General features: G+C 74.8%; 20 protein-coding genes. 4 read left to right on the top strand and 16 right to left on the bottom strand.

What is annotated here, in order from left to right; translation table 11 throughout:
• Positions 1-69: 69 nt before the first annotated feature.
• The 7 genes from ACZ402_RS10080 to ACZ402_RS10050 form a co-directional block, all read right to left on the bottom strand.
• On the bottom strand, positions 70-732 hold the full coding sequence (locus ACZ402_RS10080) for a hypothetical protein (RefSeq protein WP_375823548.1): 663 nt from the start codon (positions 730-732) through the stop codon (positions 70-72).
• Entirely contained in the window at positions 729-1934 is a 1206-nt protein-coding gene (locus ACZ402_RS10075; protein ID WP_375823807.1) for a glycosyltransferase family 4 protein, read from the bottom strand. The genes ACZ402_RS10080 and ACZ402_RS10075 overlap by 4 nt, the downstream gene beginning before the upstream one ends.
• Before the next feature lie 2 nt (positions 1935-1936).
• On the bottom strand, positions 1937-2911 hold the full coding sequence (locus ACZ402_RS10070; protein ID WP_375823547.1) for a phosphatidylinositol mannoside acyltransferase: 975 nt from the start codon (positions 2909-2911) through the stop codon (positions 1937-1939).
• Positions 2911-3573, bottom strand: coding sequence for a phosphatidylinositol phosphate synthase (gene pgsA / locus ACZ402_RS10065; RefSeq protein ID WP_375823546.1), 663 nt, complete (start codon positions 3571-3573; stop codon positions 2911-2913). The genes ACZ402_RS10070 and pgsA overlap by 1 nt, the downstream gene beginning before the upstream one ends.
• Positions 3573-4115: an HIT family protein gene (locus tag ACZ402_RS10060; protein ID WP_465272278.1), complete on the bottom strand. Its 543-nt coding sequence runs from the start codon at positions 4113-4115 to the stop codon at positions 3573-3575. Before ACZ402_RS10060 ends, pgsA begins: the two co-directional genes overlap by 1 nt.
• A gap of 129 nt (positions 4116-4244) precedes the next feature.
• The gene (gene thrS / locus ACZ402_RS10055) at positions 4245-6272 is read right to left on the bottom strand and encodes a threonine--tRNA ligase (protein ID WP_375823545.1); all 2028 of its coding nucleotides are present in this window, start codon (positions 6270-6272) and stop codon (positions 4245-4247) included.
• Between the two features lie 132 nt (positions 6273-6404).
• The gene (locus ACZ402_RS10050; RefSeq protein ID WP_141388065.1) at positions 6405-6584 is read right to left on the bottom strand and encodes a hypothetical protein; all 180 of its coding nucleotides are present in this window, start codon (positions 6582-6584) and stop codon (positions 6405-6407) included.
• 170 nt (positions 6585-6754) lie between these two features.
• On the opposite strand from ACZ402_RS10050, the gene ACZ402_RS10045 reads away from it, so the two are divergent.
• The 3 genes from ACZ402_RS10045 to ACZ402_RS10035 are packed head-to-tail and all read left to right on the top strand — an operon-like array spanning position 6755 to position 8680.
• Positions 6755-7198, top strand: a complete 444-nt coding sequence (locus ACZ402_RS10045) for a hypothetical protein (RefSeq protein WP_375823544.1) — start codon at positions 6755-6757, stop codon at positions 7196-7198.
• The gene (locus tag ACZ402_RS10040; protein WP_375823543.1) at positions 7191-7595 is read left to right on the top strand and encodes a hypothetical protein; all 405 of its coding nucleotides are present in this window, start codon (positions 7191-7193) and stop codon (positions 7593-7595) included. Before ACZ402_RS10045 ends, ACZ402_RS10040 begins: the two co-directional genes overlap by 8 nt.
• On the top strand, positions 7592-8680 hold the full coding sequence (locus tag ACZ402_RS10035; protein WP_375823542.1) for a hypothetical protein: 1089 nt from the start codon (positions 7592-7594) through the stop codon (positions 8678-8680). The genes ACZ402_RS10040 and ACZ402_RS10035 overlap by 4 nt, the downstream gene beginning before the upstream one ends.
• A gap of 93 nt (positions 8681-8773) precedes the next feature.
• Here the strand turns inward: ACZ402_RS10035 and ACZ402_RS10030 are convergent, their stop codons facing one another.
• From ACZ402_RS10030 to ACZ402_RS09990, 9 genes are all read right to left on the bottom strand, one after another.
• Positions 8774-9436: a TetR/AcrR family transcriptional regulator gene (locus tag ACZ402_RS10030; RefSeq protein WP_375823541.1), complete on the bottom strand. Its 663-nt coding sequence runs from the start codon at positions 9434-9436 to the stop codon at positions 8774-8776.
• Positions 9433-11244 carry an ATP-binding cassette domain-containing protein gene (locus ACZ402_RS10025; RefSeq protein WP_375823540.1) on the bottom strand — a complete coding sequence of 604 codons (1812 nt, stop codon included), beginning with the start codon at positions 11242-11244 and terminating at the stop codon, positions 9433-9435. The genes ACZ402_RS10030 and ACZ402_RS10025 overlap by 4 nt, the downstream gene beginning before the upstream one ends.
• Entirely contained in the window at positions 11241-12335 is a 1095-nt protein-coding gene (locus ACZ402_RS10020) for an ABC transporter permease (RefSeq protein WP_375823805.1), read from the bottom strand. Before ACZ402_RS10020 ends, ACZ402_RS10025 begins: the two co-directional genes overlap by 4 nt.
• 130 nt (positions 12336-12465) lie before the next feature.
• Positions 12466-12951 carry a CAP domain-containing protein gene (locus tag ACZ402_RS10015; RefSeq protein WP_375823539.1) on the bottom strand — a complete coding sequence of 162 codons (486 nt, stop codon included), beginning with the start codon at positions 12949-12951 and terminating at the stop codon, positions 12466-12468.
• 65 nt (positions 12952-13016) lie between these two features.
• The gene (locus ACZ402_RS10010) at positions 13017-14333 is read right to left on the bottom strand and encodes a UDP-glucose dehydrogenase family protein (protein WP_375823538.1); all 1317 of its coding nucleotides are present in this window, start codon (positions 14331-14333) and stop codon (positions 13017-13019) included.
• 89 nt (positions 14334-14422) lie between these two features.
• Entirely contained in the window at positions 14423-16096 is a 1674-nt protein-coding gene (locus tag ACZ402_RS10005; protein ID WP_375823537.1) for a tyrosine-protein kinase domain-containing protein, read from the bottom strand.
• Positions 16097-16205: 109 nt separating this feature from the next.
• Positions 16206-17195 carry a GDP-L-fucose synthase family protein gene (locus tag ACZ402_RS10000; RefSeq protein ID WP_375823536.1) on the bottom strand — a complete coding sequence of 330 codons (990 nt, stop codon included), beginning with the start codon at positions 17193-17195 and terminating at the stop codon, positions 16206-16208.
• The gene (gene gmd / locus ACZ402_RS09995; protein ID WP_375823535.1) at positions 17192-18220 is read right to left on the bottom strand and encodes a GDP-mannose 4,6-dehydratase; all 1029 of its coding nucleotides are present in this window, start codon (positions 18218-18220) and stop codon (positions 17192-17194) included. The genes ACZ402_RS10000 and gmd overlap by 4 nt, the downstream gene beginning before the upstream one ends.
• A 39-nt stretch (positions 18221-18259) precedes the next feature.
• Complete coding sequence (locus tag ACZ402_RS09990) at positions 18260-19639, bottom strand: glycosyltransferase (protein WP_375823534.1); 1380 nt, start codon at positions 19637-19639, stop codon at positions 18260-18262.
• Between the two features lie 76 nt (positions 19640-19715).
• On the opposite strand from ACZ402_RS09990, the gene ACZ402_RS09985 reads away from it, so the two are divergent.
• Complete coding sequence (locus ACZ402_RS09985; protein WP_375823533.1) at positions 19716-20249, top strand: LbetaH domain-containing protein; 534 nt, start codon at positions 19716-19718, stop codon at positions 20247-20249.
• Position 20250: the final 1 nt, after the last annotated feature.

Raw genomic sequence — 20250 nt, 5'->3', positions numbered from 1 at the left:
TCGCCGGGGCGTCCACCCGACCGGGCCCGCGGGCACGCACGGAGCGCGCGGGCACCCGCCGGGAGGGGGTCAGTCCGGCGTCGCCGCCGACGCGGCCGGGCGCACGACGACCTCGGGTGCGGCGTCGTCGAGCTCGACGGTCGCCGGCATCGGCGCGTGCCCCGCGAGGTGGAACAGGCGCACCCACCACTTGCGCCGCACCCGCTGCGCCTGCGCGACGGCCTCGTTGTGGAACCGGCGCGCGAGCTGGGCGCGGTACCAGGCCGCGGAGAGCGTGCCGAGCAGCTCGTCGCCGACGGGACCGGACCGGAGCTCGGCGACGTCGTCGGCGTCCTCGAGGGCCGAGCGCAGCGTGGCCGTGAGGTCGCTCTCGGCGAGCGCGCGGGACTCGGCCATGCCGCCGAGGAGGCGCCGGGGCGGTGTCCCCTCGTCGGCCCCCTCGCCGCCCGCCAGGCCGGGCACCTGGTCCGCGAGCCGGCGCGTGTCGTCGTCGTCGTCCAGGACGGCGTGCGCCGCCTCGGCGACGAGCACCGAGCTCGCCGGGTCGAGCTCGCCGGAGGCCGCCAGGTCGACGGCGGCCGACGCGCGGCGCACGAGCTGCGCGTCGAGCGCCAGCCGCGAGGCCATCACCTTGCGGTGCAGCCGGTCGAGCCGCGACGCGGCGACCCACAGGACCCACGCCACCAGCGCGGCGACCACGAGGACGAGGACGGTGATCTCGGACCAGGTCACGGGCGGGCCCCCTCGTCGTCGCGCGCCCGGCCCAGGAGGCGACCGCCCCGGCGCGAGCGCGGGTCCTCGTGGACCGGGATGACCGCCTCGGACGCCGCGAGCACCGTCTCGTAGACGGCGAGCACCTGCGCGGTCACGGCGGACCAGTCGAAGCGCCGGACGAACTCGCCGGCCCGGGCGCGGTAGGCGTCGCGCCGCGGCGGGTCCGCGAGCACGTCGAGCACCGCGGCGGCGAGCGCGTCCGGGTCGCCCACCGCGAACAGCGCCCCCGCGGCGCCGTCGTCGAGCACGCGGCGGAACGCGCCGAGGTCGCTCGCGACGACGCACGCGCCGGCGCTCATCGCCTCGACGAGCACGATGCCGAAGCTCTCGCCCCCGGTCTGCGGCGCGATGTACAGGTCGACGGACGCGAGCATGCTCGCCTTGTCCTCGTCGCTCACGCCGCCGAGGAACTCGACGGACGCGGCGTGCTCCCCCAGCGCCTCGATCGCGGCCGCGCGGCCGTCGTCGCCGCGGCCCGCGACGAGGAACCGCGCGCCGGGGACCTTCGCGAGGATCGCCGGGATCGCCGCGGCGAGCACGGGCAGGCCCTTGCGGGGCTCGTCGAGGCGACCGAGGAAGCCGATGGTGGGCGCCTCCGGCGTCCCCTGCCACGCGGGGTTCGCGGGCGCGGACCCGAACGTGTCGACGTACACCCCGTTGGGGATGACGACGGCGTCCCCGCCGAGGTGGTCGACGAGCGTGCGGCGCGCGTCCTCCGAGACGGCGATGCGGGCGTCGATCTTCTCCAGGCTCTGCCGGACGAGCGGGTAGGCGACCTGGAGCGCGCGGGAGCGCACGATGGAGGTGTGGAACGTCCCCACGATCGGGCCCTGGGCGATCCACAGCGCGACCATGCTCAGCGAGGGGTTCACGGGCTCGTGGATGTGGAGCACGTCGAACCGGCCCGCCTCCAGCCAGCGCCGGACCCGGCTCGCGCTCCGCGGGCCGAACGTCACGCGCGCGACCGACCCGTTGTACCGGACCGGGACCGCGCCCCCGGCGGGCGTCACGTACTCCGGGACGGGTGTGTCGTCGTCGGCGGGGGCGAGGACGGAGACGTCGTGGCCCTGGGCGATGAGCGCCTCGGCGAGGTCGCGGACGTGGAACTGGACCCCGCCGGGTGCGTCGAAGGAGTAGGGGCACACGATCCCCACGCGCAGGCTCATGCGACCCGCTCCGCGTCCTGCTCACCCGCGGCGGCCCGGGTCCGGGCGTACCGCGCGGGGTCGAGGTCGTCGACGAACACCTTCTGGAGCATGTGCCAGTCCTCGGGGTGCTCGCGGATCGCGACGCTCAGCGCGTCCACCCAGCCCTGGGTCGCCGCGGCCACCCGCTCGGCGCGGCGGACGTCCGGCGCGACCTCGACCCGCGGGAAGAAGTGGATGACGAGGCCCCAGGGCGAACGGGCGGCGCGTCGGCGCGCACCGTGCAGGCGCTCGTAGTAGATGCCCGCGGGGACGAGCGGCGTGCCGGTGGTCACGGCGAGCGCCGCGGGGCCGGCGGCGACGCGCGCGCGGTGGCCGAACAGGTCGACCTCCACACCACGGTGCGTGAGGTCGCGGTCGGCGAGCAGCGGGATGATCCGCCCCGGCCTGCTCGCGCCGCGGACGAGGTCGCGGAAGACGTCGCCGTCGCCGAGGGCGAGGATCTCGAGGCCGATCGAGTTCCGGAACGCGAGGAACTCCTCGAACAGCTCCTCCGGCTCGAGCCGCTCCGCGACGGTGAGCACGGGCGCGATGTTCGGCGTCGCGTACGCGCCCGCCAGGTCCCAGTTGCCCTGGTGGGACAGCGCCAGCACCGGGCTCCGGTCGCCGTCGAGGTGCCGTGCGAGGTTGTCGAGCCCGACGACCCGGACGCGTGCCCGGACGAGCTCGGGGCCCCAGGCGGGCAGGGTGAACGCCTCGCGGTAGTAGCGCATGTACGAGCGCATCCCGGCGCGCGAGAGCCGGCGCAGGGCCCGCGGCGCGAGCTCGGGGCGGACGCGCGCGAGGTTGCGCTCGAGCTGGCGCACTCCCCCGCCGCGCAGGAGCCACGTCACGTCGGCGATCGCGGTGAACAGCCCGCGCAGGACCGGCTCGGGGACCTTGCGCGCGTTGCGCCAGGCGAACGTGAACGCCTTGCCGGCGTCGAGGGCCATCAGCGACCGTCCTCCTTCTCCGCGGGGCGCGCGGCCGCCAGCGCGAGGGCCTGGCGGCGCACGGTGGCGACGCGCTGCACGACCGTGACCGCGCTCGCGAGCGCGAGCAGGCCCAGGACGACGACGAGCACGACGGGCGGGACGCCCAGGCCGACGATCCCCGCCGCGACGAGCGCGGCGACGAGCCGGTCGGCGCGCTCCGCGATCCCGACCTGCGCCGTCATCCCGACGCTCTCGGCCCGGGCGCGCGCATAGGGCACGACCGCGCCGAGCGCGAGGCACGCGAGCGCGGCGCCGGTCCCCCAGGCGGCGAGGTCGGGGGTGAGGCGCGGGTCGTCCGCCCGGACGAACCACAGCGTGAGGCCGACGAACACGGCCGCGTCCGCGAGCCGGTCGAGCGTCGAGTCGAGGAACGCGCCCCACGGGCCGGACCGGCCCGCGCGGCGCGCCATGACGCCGTCGAGCACGTCGGCGAAGGCGCAGACCATGACGACCATCACCCCGGCGAACAGGTGTCCCGTCGGGAAGAGCCACAGGGCGCCGACGACGACTCCCAGCGTCCCGGCGACGGTCACCGCGTCCGGGCTCACGCCCAGGCGGAGCAGGAGCGCCGCGAGCGGCGTGAACAGGCGCGTCGTGAGCGCGCGCAGGCGGCCGAACATCAGGCGTCCTCCCCGTCCGCGGGCCGACCCGCGACGCCCGGCCCCGGGACGTCCGGCCAGGCGGCGGCGAGGCGTGCCCGGGTGTCACCGAGGAGCTCGGGCACGGCCTTGGTCTGCGCGACGATCGGCAGGAAGTTGGCGTCGCCCGCCCAGCGCGGCACCACGTGCTGGTGCAGGTGCGCGGCGATGCCGGCCCCGGCGACGGCGCCCTGGTTCATGCCGAGGTTGAACCCGTCGGGTGCCGACACCCCGCGCACGACGCGCATCGCGGTCTGCGTGAGGTGCGCGACCTCGAGCGTCTCCGCCTCGGTGAGGTCCGTGTAGTCCGACACGTGGCGGTAGGGCACGACCATGAGGTGGCCCGGGTTGTACGGGTAGAGGTTGAGCACGACGTACGCGGTCTCGCCGCGCGCGACGACCAGCCCGTCCTCGTCGGAGCCGTCCGGGACGCGGCAGAACGGGCACTGCCCGCGCGAGTCGTCCGCCGGCTTGTCCTGCCCGCCGATGTACACCATGCGGTGCGGCGTCCACAGCCGGTCCAGGCCGTCGTCGAACCGCGGGTGGGAGCCCGGGAGCTCGACCGTCGCCCCGGACCCGGGGTCGGGGGCGCCGCCCGCCGCGGCCGTGCCGGCCGCGGCGGGCGACCCCGTGCGCTCGTCGCTCACGCGCCGTCAGACCTGGACACGGTCGCGGACGGCGGAGACGATGCGCTCGACCGCCTCGGCGACGGGCACGCCGTTGTCCTGGCGGCCGTCGCGGTACCGGAACGACACGGCGCCCGCCTCGGCGTCCTCGCCGCCCGCGATGAGGACGAACGGGACCTTGCGCGTGCTCGCGTTGCGGATCTTCTTGCCGAAGCGGTCGTCGGAGTAGTCGACCTCCGCGCGGATCCCCTGGGCCCTGAGCTGCGCGACGACGTCGGCCACGTAGTCGTTGAACGGCTCCGCGACCGGGACGGCGACGACCTGGACGGGCGCGAGCCACGCCGGGAACGCGCCCGCGTAGTGCTCGACGAGGATGCCGAAGAACCGCTCGATCGAGCCGAACAGCGCGCGGTGGATCATGACCGGGCGCTGGCGCGTGCCGTCGGACGCCGTGTACTCGAGCTCGAACAGCTCCGGCTCGAAGAAGTCGAGCTGGATCGTCGAGAGCTGCCACGTGCGGCCGATCGCGTCCTTCGCCTGGACCGAGATCTTGGGGCCGTAGAACGCCGCGCCGCCCGGGTCGGCGACGAGCTCGAGGCCCGACTCCGTCGCGACCTGGCGCAGGACCTCGGTCGCCTCCTCCCACGTGGCGTCGTCGCCCACCGACTTCTCGGGGTCGCGCGTCGACAGCTCGAGGTAGAAGTCGTCGAGCCCGTAGTCGCGCAGCAGGTCGAGCACGAACGAGAGCAGCGAGCTCAGCTCGTCGCGCATCTGCTCGCGCGTCGTGTAGATGTGCGCGTCGTCCTGCGTGAAGCCGCGGGCGCGCGTGAGCCCGTGCACGACGCCCGACTTCTCGTACCGGTAGACCGTGCCGAACTCGAACAGCCGCAGCGGCAGCTCGCGGTACGACCGCCCGCGCGAGCGGTACACGAGGTTGTGCATCGGGCAGTTCATCGGCTTGAGGTAGTAGTCCTGGCCGGCGCGCTTGACGTTGCCCTCGTCGTCGAGCTCCTCGTCGAGGTGCATGGGCGGGTACATCCCGTCCGCGTACCAGTCGAGGTGGCGCGACGTCTGGAAGAGGTTCGCCTTGGTGATGTGCGGCGTGCTGACGAACGAGTAGCCCGCCTCCACGTGCCGCTTGCGCGAGTACTCCTCCATCTCCATGCGGATCGTCGCGCCGTTCGGGTGGAACACCGGCAGGCCCGAGCCGATCTCCTCCGGGAAGGAGAACAGGTCGAGCTCGTTGCCCAGGCGGCGGTGGTCGCGCCGCTCGGCCTCGGCAAGACGCTCGAGGTACGCCTTGAGCTCGTCCTTGGTCGGCCACGCCGTGCCGTAGACACGCTGGAGCTGCGGGTTCTTCTCGCTGCCGCGCCAGTAGGCGGCGGCGGAGCGCATGAGCTGGTAGCCGTTGCCGATCAGGCGCGTGCTCGGCAGGTGCGGGCCGCGGCACAGGTCCTTCCAGACCACGGTCTCGCTCTCCCGGCCCGCGCCGCGCACGTTGTCGTAGATCGTCAGCTCGCCGCCGCCGACCTCGACGCTCGCGCCCTCGGTGTCGTCGGCCGTGCCGCCCTTGAGCCCGATGAGCTCCAGCTTGTACGGCTCGTGCGCGAGCTCCGCCCGCGCCTCGTCCTCGGTCACGACCCGGCGACGGAAGGTCTGGCCCTCCTTGATGATCCGGGACATCGCCTTGTCGAGCGCCTTGAGGTCCTCCGGCGTGAACGGCGTCTCGACGTCGAAGTCGTAGTAGAAGCCGTCCGTGATCGGCGGGCCGATGCCCAGCTTCGCGTCCGGGTTCACCTGCTGGACCGCCTGGGCCAGCACGTGCGCGGCCGAGTGCCGCAGCACCGCGAGCCCGTCCGGCGAGTCGACGGTCACGCCCTCGACCACGTCGCCGTCCGCGACCGGCGTGTCGAGGTCCTTGAGGACGCCGTTGACGCGGATCACGACGACGTCGCGACGAGCGGCGAACAGGTCCGTCCCCGTCGTGCCCGTCGTCACCGTGGTCTCCTCGGCGTCGAGGGTGATGGTGAGGGGTGACGAGACGACGTCAGACACGTCCGTGCTCCGATCTGCTGGCGGGAGGCGCGCGGCGCGCGCCCGGTCGAGGTCCTGCGGCCGGCGGGCCCTGCCCGACAGCACGAAGGGCGCCGTCGTGGACGGCGCCCCTCGATCGTACCGACCCGCAGGTCAGTCGTTCGCCTCCTTGGCCTTCTCGGCCAGGGTGTCGACGTGCTGGTCGACCGAGTCCGGAGCGACGGACTTGATCTTCTCCGCCACGTCGTCGATCCGGTCGTCGGTGAGGAACTCCTTCGCCTTGCCGAGAAGGTCGCCGAGGCCCCCCTCGTCCTTCGGTGTCTGCTCGCTCATGTCGGCTCCCTCGGGGGTGGTGGTGCGCGCGTCCCGCGCCGGGCGTCGGACCGTCCCGCGCCCGTGCGGAACGCTACCCGTGCCCGCGACGCCCCGCGACGGGAGCCACGGCGTCGTGCACGCGCGCCATCGCGTGCCGCCCGCGGCCGAGGCCTGTCACAATCGTCGCCATGGACGACGACGTGGCACCCGGTGAGCGGACGGCGCGGGTCTTCCGCCGCCGGCTCAACGAGCTCTTCGCACGCGGGCGGGGCGGGCGACCCGTGACCAACCGCGAGGCCGCCCACTGGATGACGGAACGCGGGTACTCGATCAACGAGGCGTACCTCAGCGCGCTGCGCGGCGGGCACCGCACCTCCCCCAGCCTGCGCGTCGTCGAGGGCATCGCCGCGTTCTTCCACGTGAGCACGGGCAGCCTCGTCGACCCCGAGGAGAACCCCGACGACCGCCTCCGGGCCGCGCTCGCCGACGAGGGCGTCGAGCAGTTCGCGCTGCGCGCCCAGGGCCTGTCGCCCGAGAACGTCCGGGCGATCATCGAGATCGTCGACCGCGTGCGACGCCTGGAGCAGCTGCCTCCCGTGACTCCGCCCGCGCCGGACGACGGCCGTGGATGACCTCCTGCGCGCCGCGGGCCTGGACCGCGCACGCAGCCTCGAGGAGGCCTGCCGTCTGGTCGCGGCGGTGCGCGGCCGGCCCCTCGAGGTCGTCGAGGGCGACCTCGGCCCGGGCGTGAGCGGGCTCTGGCTCGCCTTCCCCGAGCGCGACCTCGTGCTCGTCGACGCGCGCCAGACCCTGCCCGGCCCGCACCGCGACCACGTCGTCGCGCACGAGCTCGTCCACGTCCTCGACGCGGCCGCCACCGCGGGCGCCCCCCGCGTCGGCGCGTGCCGCGACGGGTACGAGGACCCCGACGAGCTGCGCGTCGAGCGTCTCGCGAGCGAGCTCATGATCTCGATCGCGTCCCACGGCAGCTCGGCGACCCGGCTCACGGCCCTGGAGCTGTACCGGTGAACCACGCCCTCGACGTCCTCGCCGTGGCGCTCTTCGCCACCGCGGCCGTGTGGACCGGCCTGCGCGCCCGCACGCGCGCCGACGCGGCGCTCCCCCTCGGCCTGGGCTTCGTCGCGGTCGCGAACGCGCTGCGGGCACCGGTCGTGGCCGACCTCCTCAAGGAGCACGCCCCCGCCGGGACGCACGAGGTCGCCAAGCACGTCGCGCTCGTCACCGGCTGCCTCTTCGTCGGCGTCTGGGCGTACAGCGCGACCACCGGCCGGGCTCCGCGCACCCGGCACGTGGCGCTCGCGGCCACCGGCGTGGGGGCCGCCATGGTCGCCCTCGCCGTGGCGAGCGGACCGTGGGCCACCCACGACCTCGACGCGCAGGTCCACGACCGTCCCCTCATGTGGGGCTACTGGGCGCTCTACTACGGAACGTTCCTGACGGCGACCGCGACCTTCGCCGTCTCCTGCCTGCGCACGCGCTCGCACCGGCCGCTCCGGCTGCGCTGGGGCATGGACGTGGCTGGGGCGGGCGCGGTCGTCGCCGTCGCGTGGGCCCTCGTGAGCTTCGTGGCGATGGTGCAGCACGAGCCGGGCAGCACCGAGCCGTACCTGGTCCTCGGCCTGCGGACCCGGTACCTCGTGCTCACCGCGACGGTCCTGCTCACCGCCGGCATCGTGGGCCAGCTCGCGTCGTCCGCCGCGTTCGCGCGCGAGCGCCGCCGCGACCTCGGCTACCTGCACACGTTCCTCCGGGCCGTCGTGGGCGACGGCGGTCTGCGCGGGTCGAGCGCCGCGGTGGACGAGTACCACCGGACCATCGAGATCTTCGACGGGCTCGCCACGCTCGCCCTCCACTCGCGCCGCGACGACGTGGACCACGTGCGGATCGCCGTGCCGGGGAGCCCGCGCGAGGTGATCCTCGCCTACCAGCTCCAGGTCGCCGCGATCCGCAAGACCCGGGGGGACGCGCCGAGCGACGACCCGGACGACTGGTCCGGGCTCCTCGCCGACGACGACGCGCTCCGTCGGCTGGGGCGCGCGCTGCGCGACCGGACGAACCTGGAGGGGACGACCCGCGTCCTCGTGGGCGTCTGAGACGGGCCGCCGTGGCTCGACGCCAAGCTCCCCCTGCGCGCTTGGCCCCGCGCCGAGCCTCGGCCGGCGGGCCTCAACCTACAGACAGACCACCTACGGCGCAACATGCCTCTCAGTTGAAATCTCAACGTTCCCGGGCCCAGGGACGGGCTCGGCCACGGCGCCCGGGAGCGGACCGGTGAGGTAGCCCTGGATCGTCGGGCCGACCGCCCCGACCACGGTCTCCGCCGGAGCCCCCGCGAGCGGCTCGACCCGGAGCACGTACCGCGCCACGACGAGCCCGGCGAGCTGGCTCGCCATGAGCGCGCCGCGCCACGCGGCCCGGTGCGGGTCCGCCTCGCTCCGCGCGACGGTCGGCCGCACGACCCGGGCCAGCACGAACTCGCGCAGCATCCGCGCCGCCCGCTCGGAGCTCGTGGCCGAGCGCAGGAGCGCGAGGGCGACCCGCCCGCGCGGGGAGTCCCAGGCGCGCAGCAGCGTGCGCACGACGTGCTCGCCCAGTCGCGCCGCGTCGTCGGGCGCACCGTCGAGGAGGAGCTCCTGCGGGTCGAAGGGCACGTCGACGGCTGCCTGGAAGAGCTTCTCCTTCGTCCCGAACCAGTGGTGCACCATCGCGGCGTCGACGCCCGCCCGGGCCGCGATGTCGCGGACGGTCGCACGGTCGTAGCCGTGCTCCGCGAACGCGTCCCGCGCGGCGGACAGGATGTCGGACCGCGTGTCGGACCTGCCCGGGCGCCGCCCCCGCCGCCCGGTCACGCCGCTCCCGCCCGGGTCGCGGCCGCGCGGTCCACGAGCACCATGGTCTCCTCGAGCGTCGCGGGCACGACGTCGCACGTCGCGGCGACGCCCGCCGCGGCGAGCGCGTGCCGGACCGTCGCGGGCGGCGTCCCCGCCACGCGCGCCGCGCGGCCGTCGAGCATGACGGGCAGGCCTGCGGCGTCGAGCGCCGCGAACGCCGCCTGCCAGGCCCGGGACCGCACGACGACCGCCTCCCGGCCGCCCACGACGTCGGCGACCGTGCCCGACGCCACGGAGCGCCCGCGCGACAGGACGTGCAGGCGGTCGCACTGCTCGGCCTCCTGGAGGTGGTGCGTCGTCACGAGGACGCCGACGCCCGCGTCGGCCTGCGCGTGGATCGCGTCCCACGCGCGCGCCCGCGCGAGCGGGTCGACGCCGGACGTCGGCTCGTCGAGGACGAGGAGACGCGGCGCGTGCAGCAGGGCGCAGTGGAACGCGAGCTGGCGCCGACGCCCCAGCCCGATCTCCGCGACGGGCCGACGGCGGACGGCCGCGAGCGCCGACGGCAGCGCGGGCACGTCCCGCACCCCGTACACCGCCGCCACGAACTCGACGTTCTCCTCGACGCTCAGCTCGCCGGAGAGCCCGAGGCCCTGCGGGACGTAGCCGACCGCCCGGCGGCCCGCGCGGTCCGGCGGTGCGCCGAGGACCTCGACGCGCCCGCCGTCGAGCCGGTCGAGGCCGAGGACCATGCGCAGGAGCGTCGTCTTGCCCGCGCCGTTCGCGCCGAGCAGGCCCACCACCTCGCCGGGGCGCACGACGAGCGAGACGTCGTCGACGGCCCTGACGTCCCCGAACCGCCGCTCGGCGCCGTCGACCCGCACGAGAGGAGCGTCCGCCCCGGCGGCGGCCGCCGCAGGCCGGCCCGTGCGGGGTGACGCCGGGCTCGCGGTGTCGTCAGCGGCGTCCTCCGTGCCGTGCGCGTCGTCTGCGCCGTGCGTGCCGCGACCGAGCGTCAGGGCCACGACGGCGTCCTCCAGGTCGGGGTCCACGGGGTCCCGGGACGGCGAGGGCGAGCCGTCGGGCCACCACGTGCGGACGGTCCGGCCGCGTCGCCACGAGCGGCCTGCCGCGTCCGCGGGCGGGACGGCCGCGACCGTGACCCGGCCGGGGGCGGCGGCACGCACGTCGTCGGGCGTCCCCGCGGCGAGGACCCTGCCCGCGTCGAGGACGACGACGTCGGCCGCGCGCTCGGCCTCGTCGAGATACGTCGTCGTGACGAGGACGGCTGCGCCGGACGCCGCCGACTCGGCGACGAGCCGCCACAGCTCGACGCGGCTCACGGGGTCGACCCCGGTGCTCGGCTCGTCGAGGAGCAGGACGTCCGGCTCGTGCAGCATCGCGAGGCACACGCCGAGCTTCTGCCGCATGCCCCCGGAGAGCTGCGACCCGAGCCGGTCGCGCGCCTCGGCGAGCCCCGCGCGCCCGAGCAGCTCGTCCGCGCGTCGTCCCCGGCGGGCGGCCGGCACGCGGTACGCGTCGCCGACGAGCTCGACGTTCTCCGCCACGGTCAGCCCGGGCCACACCCCGCTCGACGACGGCTGGTAGCCGACCCGGTCGCGGGCCGGGGCGTCCACGGTGCCGCCGTCGACCGGCACCTGCCCGAGCAGCGCGCGCACCAGCGTGGTCTTGCCCGCCCCGTCGCCTCCCACGACCGAGGTGACCTGGCCGCGCGGGAGGTCGAGGTCCACGCCCGCGAGGGCGCGGACCACGTGCCCGTGCCCGGGGCGGAAGGTGACGTCGAGACCGCGCGTGCCCCAGGTCACCGGGCCGCTCCGCTCGGGGCGGGCGTCGCGGGCGCCGGTGCGGCCGGTCGGCGTCGGCGGTGCTCCCGCGCGGGCGAGAGCTCGCGCGAGAGCCGCAGGACGGCGAGCCCGAACACGACCACGGCCATCACCGCGAGCACGACGAGCGGCAGCCACAGCGCGGACCACGACGCCCCGCGGACCATCACCCCCTGCGACACCTCGGTGAACCACGTGAGGGGCAGGAGGTACCCGATCCAGCGCACCCCGGCCGCCATGGCGTCGAGCGGGAAGATCATGCCCGAGAGCAGCACCTGCGGGAGCATCGTCATGAGCGCGACCTGCACCGCCTGCCCGGTGGTCTGCGACACGGTGGAGATGAGCGCGCCGATGCCCAGCACGACGAAGAGGAACAGCGCGGCTCCCACCACGAACGGGGCCACCGGTCCCGCGAACGGCACGTCGAAGATCCACGTGCCGAGCAACGTCACCGCGACCATGTCGAGGCACGCGAGCAGGAAGTAGGGCGTGATCTTGCCGAGGATCACCGCGGCGGGACCGAGCGGCATCACCGCGAGCTGCTCGAACGTCCCCGCCTCGCGCTCCTTGACGAGACCGATCGACGTGATGATCGTCCCGATGAACGTGAGGATGAGGCCGATCAGCGCGGGCACCATCACCCACGAGGTGTCGAGGTCGGGGTTGAAGAGGATCTCCGAGTCCACGGCGTCGCCGAGGGACGCGACGAGCACCTTCGCCGACTGCGCCGCGAACAGGTTGGACCCGTCGACGTAGACGGTCGGGCGCTCGTCCCCGGGTGCCGGCGCGACGACCGCGACGTCGCTGCGGTCGTCGCGCAGCGCGGCGCGGGCGTCGGCGTCCGTCCCCGCGGGGTCCACGCTCACGACGTCGAGCGCGTCGGCGGCGGCCGGGTTCGCCTCGATCGCCGCGACCGCCTGCTCGGCACCGGGGCCGACGGCCGTGACAGTCAGCGTCTCGACCGTGAAGTTCGCCGCGAACCCGAAGACGACGAGCAGGAGCAGCGGCATCCCGACGAGCATCGCGACCGTGCGCCGGTCCCGGCGCAGCTCGCGGAACTCCTTGACGACCATCGCGCGCACGATGCCTCCCCGGCCCTGGCCGCGCCTCGGCACGGGGTCGAATTCATCACCTGTTGAAAACAGACGATAGGACGCGGCGGTCGAGGGGTCAAGGGCGTGCGGAGCGGGGTCGGGTCGCGGGTCAGCCGAGGAACACCTGGGCGCAGACGAGACCGCCGGCGTCCTCGGTGGCGTCCGCGACGCACGCGATCCCGACGGACGTCAGCGTCGGGTCCAGGACGTTCGCACGGTGCCCGGGGGACCCCATCCACGCGTCGACGACCGCGGCCGGCGCGGCGGAGGCCCGGCTGAGGTTCTCCGCCGCGGTGCCGCTCGCGGGAGCGCAGTCCGTCACGACCTCGTCGAGGGGGGCGTGCTCGAGCGGGGCGCCGACGAGCGCCGTGGCGCGGGACAGCGCCTGCTCGGTCGCGCAGCCGCTCTCCTCCAGCCGGGGGACCCCAGCCCCGTCGCGTTCCTCCTGCGTCTCCGCCAGCAGCCGGGCGGCGTACTCCGTCGGCTCCCAGGGCCGGGTCGCCGCGGGGTCGTCGGCGCTCGGAGCCCCGCGCCCACCGTCGTGGCCCGGCGCGCAGGCCCCGAGGGACAGGCACGCGAGGGTCGTCACCAGCACCGCGAGCCGGCATGCTCCGGCACGGGGCCCCGAGCCCGAGTTGGAGCGTGCCGCCGGGCCGCCGTTCACCGCCGGCCGAGCGCGCGGTACGTCCACCCCGCCTCGCGCCACACGGTCGCGTCGAGCGCGTTGCGGCCGTCGACCACGCGGGGGGCCGCCACGAGGCCGTACAGCTTGCCCGGGTCCAGGTCCTTGTACTCCTGCCACTCGGTGAGGACCAGCACGGCGTCCACACCGTCCACCGCCTCCTCGACGGTCTCGGCGAAGCCCAGCGAGGGGGCCTTGGCGCGCGCGTTGGCCAGCGCGCGCGGGTCGGTCACCACCACGCGCGCGCTCCGGTGGTGCAGCCGCTCGGCGACGTCGAGCGCCGGCGAGTCGCGGACGTCGTCGCTGTCCGGCTTGAACGCCGCACCGAGGACGGCGACGCGCGCGCCGGCCAGCGGACGCCCGTCCAGCACGCCGACCGTGAGGTCGACCATGCGCTCGCGCCGGCGCAGGTTGATCGAGTCGACCTCGCGCAGGAAGCTGACGGCGGGGTCGGCGTGCAGCTCCTCGGCCCGTGCCATGAACGCGCGGATGTCCTTCGGCAGGCAGCCGCCGCCGAACCCGAGCCCGGCGTTGAGGAAGCGCCGCCCGATCCGCTCGTCGAGGCCGATAGCGTCGGCGAGGAGCGTCACGTCTCCCCCGGCGACCTCGCACAGCTCCGCCATCGCGTTGATGAAGGAGATCTTCGTGGCGAGGAACGAGTTCGCCGCGACCTTGACGAGCTCGGCCGTCGCCCGGTCGACCACGAGCCGCGGCGTGCCGTCGCCGAGGGCCGCGGCGTAGACCGCGTCGAGCGCCTCGACCGCACGAGCGCCCGCCGCGTCGTCCGGGACGCCGTAGACGAGCCGGTCGGGTCGCAGCGTGTCCTGGACGGCGAACCCCTCGCGCAGGAACTCGGGGTTCCAGACGAGCGTCGCGGTGGGACGGGCCACGGCGAGCTCGTCCGCGAGCCGCGCGGCCGTCCCCACGGGGACCGTCGACTTGCCCACCACGACCGCGTCCGCGGCGAGGTGCGGCACGAGCGACCGGAAGGCCGCGTCGACGGACGACAGGTCGGCGGCGTACGAGTCGGCGCGCTGGGGCGTCCCGACGCACACGAAGTGGACCTCGGCGTCGGCCGCAGCGGCGAGGTCGGTCGTGAAGGTGAGCCGTCCGGAGGCCCTCGCCTCCGCGAGCATCCCGTCGAGCCCCGGCTCGTAGAACGGTGCCCGCCCGTCACGCAACGACCCCACCTTCCGGGCGTCGACGTCCACCCCGACCACGTCGTGCCCCAGGGTCGCCATGCACGCCGCGTGCACCGCACCCAGGTAGCCGCAGCCGATCACCGAGATCCTCATGCCGTTCCCCCTGCTCGTCGCCGCCGGCCACCCGGCGTCCCGTCCGCGGCGCTGCGTGCGACCGGCGAACCGGGGCAGCGCCGCCCTCCTCACTGCCGCTCGCTCGGCAGCACCACCTCGTCGAAGGTCCCCGCACGGACGCGACGGCCGACCGAGACCGCCGGCTCGTCCGCGGCGTCCCGGTCCCCTCGTGCGGCGTCCGGTGCCGCACTGTCTGCCGCACCGCCTGCCGCACCGTCGGACGGGGCGACCCGTCCCGACTCCTCGGCGCCGACGCGCGCCCACGCACCCGGGACGGCCGACGCGGTGGCGCCCTGCGGCGACGGCCGACGCGCGTGCCGACGCGCCCCGCCCGCGCGACCCCGGGCCCCGCGGCGCGTCGTGCCCGCGGACGCGCCAGGCTCGTCCGCGGTGTACTCCTGGTAGGCGTACTCGTACGCGCCCGCACCGGGGCCCCGCACCGGCACGCGGTTGACGACGATCCCCAGCCGGGGGACACCCACGGTGCCCAGGGCGGAGAGCGCGGTCTCCAGCTGGTTCCGGTGCACGGTGCCGGCGCCGACCACGACGATCGCGCCGCCGACCCCCTTCGCGAGGATCGCCGCGTCGGTGACCGGGAGGAGCGGGGGCGTGTCGATCACGATCACGTCGTAGTCGGCCCGCAGCCGGTCCAGGAGCTGCGTCATCGGGGCCGCCCCGAGGAGCTCGCTCGGGTTCGGCGGGATCTGCCCGGAGGCGATGACGTCGAGGTTGGCGTTGCCCCACGGCTGCACGGCGTCCTCGATGCCCACCTTCCCGATGAGGACCGTCGTCAGCCCGACCGAGCCCTCGACCCCCAGGTACCGGGCGACCGACGGCCGCCGGAGGTCCGCGTCGACGAGGACGACGCGCTGGCCCGCGTCCGCGAGCGTGATGGCCAGGTTGATGCTGGTGGTGGTCTTGCCCTCGCCCGGGAGCGCCGACGTCATGAGGTACGTGCGCGCGGCCGGGCCGAGCTCGAGGAACTGCAGGTTTGTGCGCAGCCTGCGGAAGGCCTCCGCCCGGACGGCCTGGGGCGACTCCTGGACGATGAGCGGGTGCTCCGGCGCCTCCTCGTCGTACCCGACGACGCCCAGCACCGGGGCGTCCGTCACGTCCTCGACGTCCGACGTGGACCGGACGCGCGTGTCCAGGAGCTCGCGCACGACCGCCACCGAGACGCCGAGCACGAGGCCGACGACGAGCCCCAGCGCCAGGTTCAGCCGGACGTTCGGCGACGCGGCGGAGGTCGGCACCGATGCCGCGCGGACCGTGCTGATCTGCACGGGCGAGTCGCCGCCCCCGACCGGGGTCTCGAGCTCCCCCACGACCGCTGCGAGCGACCGGGCCGTCGCGTTCGCGATCTCGGCGGCGAGCTGCGGCGACTCGTCGGTCGCGGTGACGTTGATGAGCGCCGTGTCGAGCGGCGAGTCCGCGTGGACGCGCTGCGCGAGGGACCCGGCGTCGTCCGCGAGCCCCAGCTCCTCGATCACGGGGTCCAGGACGCGCGGGCTCGTCACGAGCTCGATGTACGACTTGACCTGGCGCACGGTGAAGTTCGACCCCTGCAGCAGGTCCGTCGTGGAGTCGGAGCCCTGCACGGACACGTACACCTGCGACCGGGCGGAGTACGTCGGCGTCGTCAGGAGCGAGTACGCGCCCGCGAGCGCCAGCCCGAGCACCCCGGCGACCACGATCGTGACCCACCTCTTGCGCAGCAGGACGAGGTAGTCCCTGAGCTCCATCGTCGTCCCCCTCACCGGGCCGCTCCCCCTGAGCGTCCACCCACGACCGCCTCAATCTCGCACAGGGCACCGCACGTCGCGAGCCTGGGCGCCTCCGCCCGCACCGGGGTCACGCGCGGACCCGCCCGGCCTGCTCGCGGTACCACGCCACGGTCCGCTCGATCCCCTCGCGCAGCCCCGTCCTCGCCTCCCAGCCGCTCGCGCGCAGCCGGGACACGTCGAGCAGCTTCTGCGGCGTGCCGTCCGGCCGCGACGTGTCCCAGCGCGTCGCGCCGTCGTACCCGACGACGTCGGCGACCGTCTCGGCGAGCTCGCGGACGGTGACGTCCTGCCCGGTGCCGACGTTGACCTGGACGGGGCCGTCGTAGTGCTCCAGGAGGTGCAGGCACGCGTCGGCCATGTCGTCGCTGTGCAGGAGCTCTCGCCGTGGCGACCCCGTCCCCCAGTTCGTCACCTCCCGGGCGCCGGTCCGCACGGCCTCGTCGTAGCGCCGGATCAGCGCGGGCAGCACGTGCGACCCGGTCGGCGAGAAGTTGTCGCCGGGTCCGTAGAGGTTCGTCGGCATGGCCGAGATCCACGGCAGCCCGTCCTGGCGGCGGACCGCCTGGACCTGCAGGATGCCGGTGATCTTCGCGATCGCGTAGGCGTCGTTGGTCGGTTCGAGGGGCCCCGTCAGCAGCGCGTCCTCGACGATGGGCTGCGGCGCGAGCCGCGGGTAGATGCACGACGAGCCCAGGAACAGCAGCCGCTCGACCTCGGACGTCCGCGCGGCGTCGAGGACGTTCACCTGGATGCGGACGTTCTCGCTGAGGAAGTCGACCGGGTACGCCGCGTTCGCCATGATCCCACCGACCTTCGCGGCCGCGAGGACGACGTAGCGCGGGCGGTGGGCACGGAAGAAGTCGTGCACCGCATCGCGGTCGGTGAGGTCGAGCTCCGCGGAGGTCCGTCCCACGAGCCGGGAGAACCCCGCCCGTTCCAGCCGGCGCCAGATCGCCGAGCCGACCAGGCCGCGGTGGCCGGCGACGTAGAAGACGGCGTCCCGGTCGAGCGGCGCGGGTTCGTGGCGGACGAGGTCGCGCTCGTCGGGCGTCGTCATGCCGCGTCCCACGTCGCGAGCGCGACCCGGTCGATCCACGGCGACCCGGCGTGGCTCAGGGCCTCGACGTCCGCGTCGACCATGATGCGCGCGAGCTCGCGCCCGTCGACGGTCGGCTTCCACCCGAGGTCGGCGTGCGCCCGGCTGGGGTCGCCGACGAGGGCGTCGACCTCCGTCGGACGCAGGTAGCGCTCGTCGAACCGCACGTGCCGCTCCCAGTCGAGCCCCGCGTGGGCGAACGCCTCCTGGAGGAAGTCGCGCACCGACAGCCCGATCCCCGTGGCGAGGACGTAGTCGTCCGGCCGCTCGGCCTGCAGCATCCGCCACATGCCCTCGACGTACTCGGCCGCGTACCCCCAGTCACGAACCGCGTCGAGGTTGCCCAGGTACAGGTGCTCCTGACGACCGGCCTGGATGGCCGCCACGGCGCGCGTGATCTTGCGGGTCACGAACGTCTCGCCGCGGCGCGGGCTCTCGTGGTTGAAGAGGATCCCGTTGACCGCGAACATGTCGTAGGCCTCGCGGTAGTTCTTCGTGATCCAGTACGCGTAGAGCTTGGCCGCCGCGTAGGGCGACCGCGGGTGGAACGGCGTCGTCTCGTTCTGCGGCGGCGGGGTGGCGCCGTAGAGCTCGGACGACGACGCCTGGTAGTAGCGCGTCTCCACGCCCGCCAGGCGCACCGCCTCGAGCAGGCGGATCGCCCCCGTCCCGGTGGTGTCCGCCGTGTGCTCGGGCTCGTCGAACGAGACCCGCACGTGAGACTGCGCCGCGAGGTTGTAGACCTCGTCCGGGCAGATCTGCGCGATGAGCGACACGAGGCGCGCGCCGTCGGACAGGTCCGCGTAGTGCAGGAAGAGCCGCGCGTCCTCCTCGTGCGGGTCCTGGTAGAGGTGGTCGATCCGCGCCGTGTTGAACGTCGAGGCGCGGCGGATCAGCCCGTGCACCTCGTACCCCTTGCGGAGCAGGAGCTCCGCGAGGTACGAGCCGTCCTGCCCCGTGATCCCCGAGATCAGTGCCTTCTTCATGCTTCCCCCTGAGTCGTGCAGCGGCGCTGCCGTCGGTGGTTAGGTACGTGCGACGCCCGGGACGCGCGCCGCGCCGTCGGGCGGCACGACACCCGCGGTCGCGGTCGCTCCTGGTGTCGTGGTGGTGCCTGCGGTGGTGGCCCTGGCCCGGGTCCCCCGCGGGCCGCGTGCGTGCTGCCGGAGGACCGTCGCGAACGCGTCGACCGCGGCGTCCTCCGTGAGCGTCTCGTCGCGGTAGCGGCGGCCCGCCGATCCCAGACGGTCGCGACGACCCGGGTCGGCCGCGAGCGCCCGCACCGCGTCGACGAGCGCCTGCGGGTCCTGCGGGTCGACGCGGACGCCGCCGCCGGACGCGCGCAGCTCGGCCGCCGTCGTCGAGCCCTCGGACGACGCCGCGAGCACGGGCCGGGCCGCGTCGAAATAGGACGTGAGCTTGCTCGGCACGGACATCTCGGCGAGTCCCGCGAGCTCGTTGACGAGCAGCACGTCGGAGGCCGCGAGCGCGGCGCGGAACTCCGCGTCGGGCAGGGGGTCGACGAACTGCAGGCGGAGCACCCCGCGCCCGGCCGACTCGAGCGCGGCTCGACGGCTCCCGTCGCCCAGGAGCACGAACCGCACCCGCGCACCCTGCGCGTCTGCCAGACGCGCCGCCTCGACGACGTTCTCGAGACCTTGCTTCACCCCCTGGTTGCCGGCGTGGAGCACGACCGTCTCGTCGTCTCCCCACCCGTGGGCGGCGCGTACGGTCGCGCGGTCCGGGAGCACCGCGTCGGGCGCGAGGTGCGTCCAGTTGCGTACGACGCGCAGCGCGGCGGCATCGACCCGGAGGGACTCGCCCAGATGACGCGCGAAGCGCTCGTGGATCGCCACCACCGCGTCCGCACCGCGCGCGACGCAGCGCTCGACGGCACCCACGAGGCGGGCCACGCGGCCCGAGGCCGCCCCGGTCTCCTCGACACCGAGCGAGTAGAGGTCCTGGGTCCAGAGCACGACGCCCGGCGCGTCGGCGCGCGCCGCCCTGCGCGCACACCCGGTGCGGAGCCGCAGCATCGCGACGGCCGCCGCGAAGAGCGACGGTGAGACGAGCAGGACGACGTCGGTGTCGGGCCAGCGCGTCGTCGCAGACCGCACCCCAAAGCTCAGCTCGGCGAGGAGGCGGCGCACGGAGCTGGGCGACCGGGGTACGTAGTGGCGCAGACGGAGCACCTCGACGCCGTCGACCCGTTCCCGGCGGGACCACCCGCGGTAGCCCGCACGGACACGCCACTCCGGGTAGTGCGGAAAGGTCGTGAGTACGCTCACCCGCGCCCCGCGAGCAGCCAGGGCGCGGCTCAGCGCCGACGTGTAGGGCGCATTTCCGGTAGGTTCAGGTGCGTAGTTGGCGCCGATCACCAGGACGCGCATTCCCGAGATGCTCACGCACGTACGATAACGACGTTCGGGCCGATTCGCTGGGGGGCAGATGACATCGCAGAGAATGCGCCAGGAAATCCGCGTGATCCCGCTCGCCGAGGCGCCCGGGGAAAGGACGTCCTGGGGGCGTCCGAGTGCGCTCGTCTACCTGTGGGGCGCCGCCGAGATCCTGTTCGTGTCGAACCCCTGGCAGTTCAGCTCGCGCCTGCGCGTCGCGGTGCTGCGCGCCTTCGGCGCCGACATCGGAGCCGGGGTCGTCTTCCGCCCGCGCACGCGTGTCCGCTTCCCATGGAACCTTCACGTGGAGGCAAACTGCTGGATCGGTGAAGGGGTGTGGATCCATAACCAGGACCATGTCTGGATCGGGCACGACGCCGTGCTCTCGCAGGACACGTTCCTCACCACGGGGAGCCACCGGCACCGCACCGACATGGGGCTCGTGACGGCCCCCGTGCACGTCGGCCCCGGGGCGTGGGTCACCGCACGGTGCGTCGTCCTCGGCGGTACGCGGATCGGGCGCTCGGCGCTCGTCACACCTGGGTCGGTCGTGCGCGGCGACGTGCCCGACGGCCGTGTCTGGGACGGCCGGTCGCTCTCGGACCGGACGCGGTTCTGAG

Source organism: Cellulosimicrobium sp. NPDC030954 (assembly GCF_055571305.1).
The sequence above is the reverse complement of the archived record's forward strand: the minus strand, read 5'-3'. Positions and strand labels throughout refer to the sequence as shown.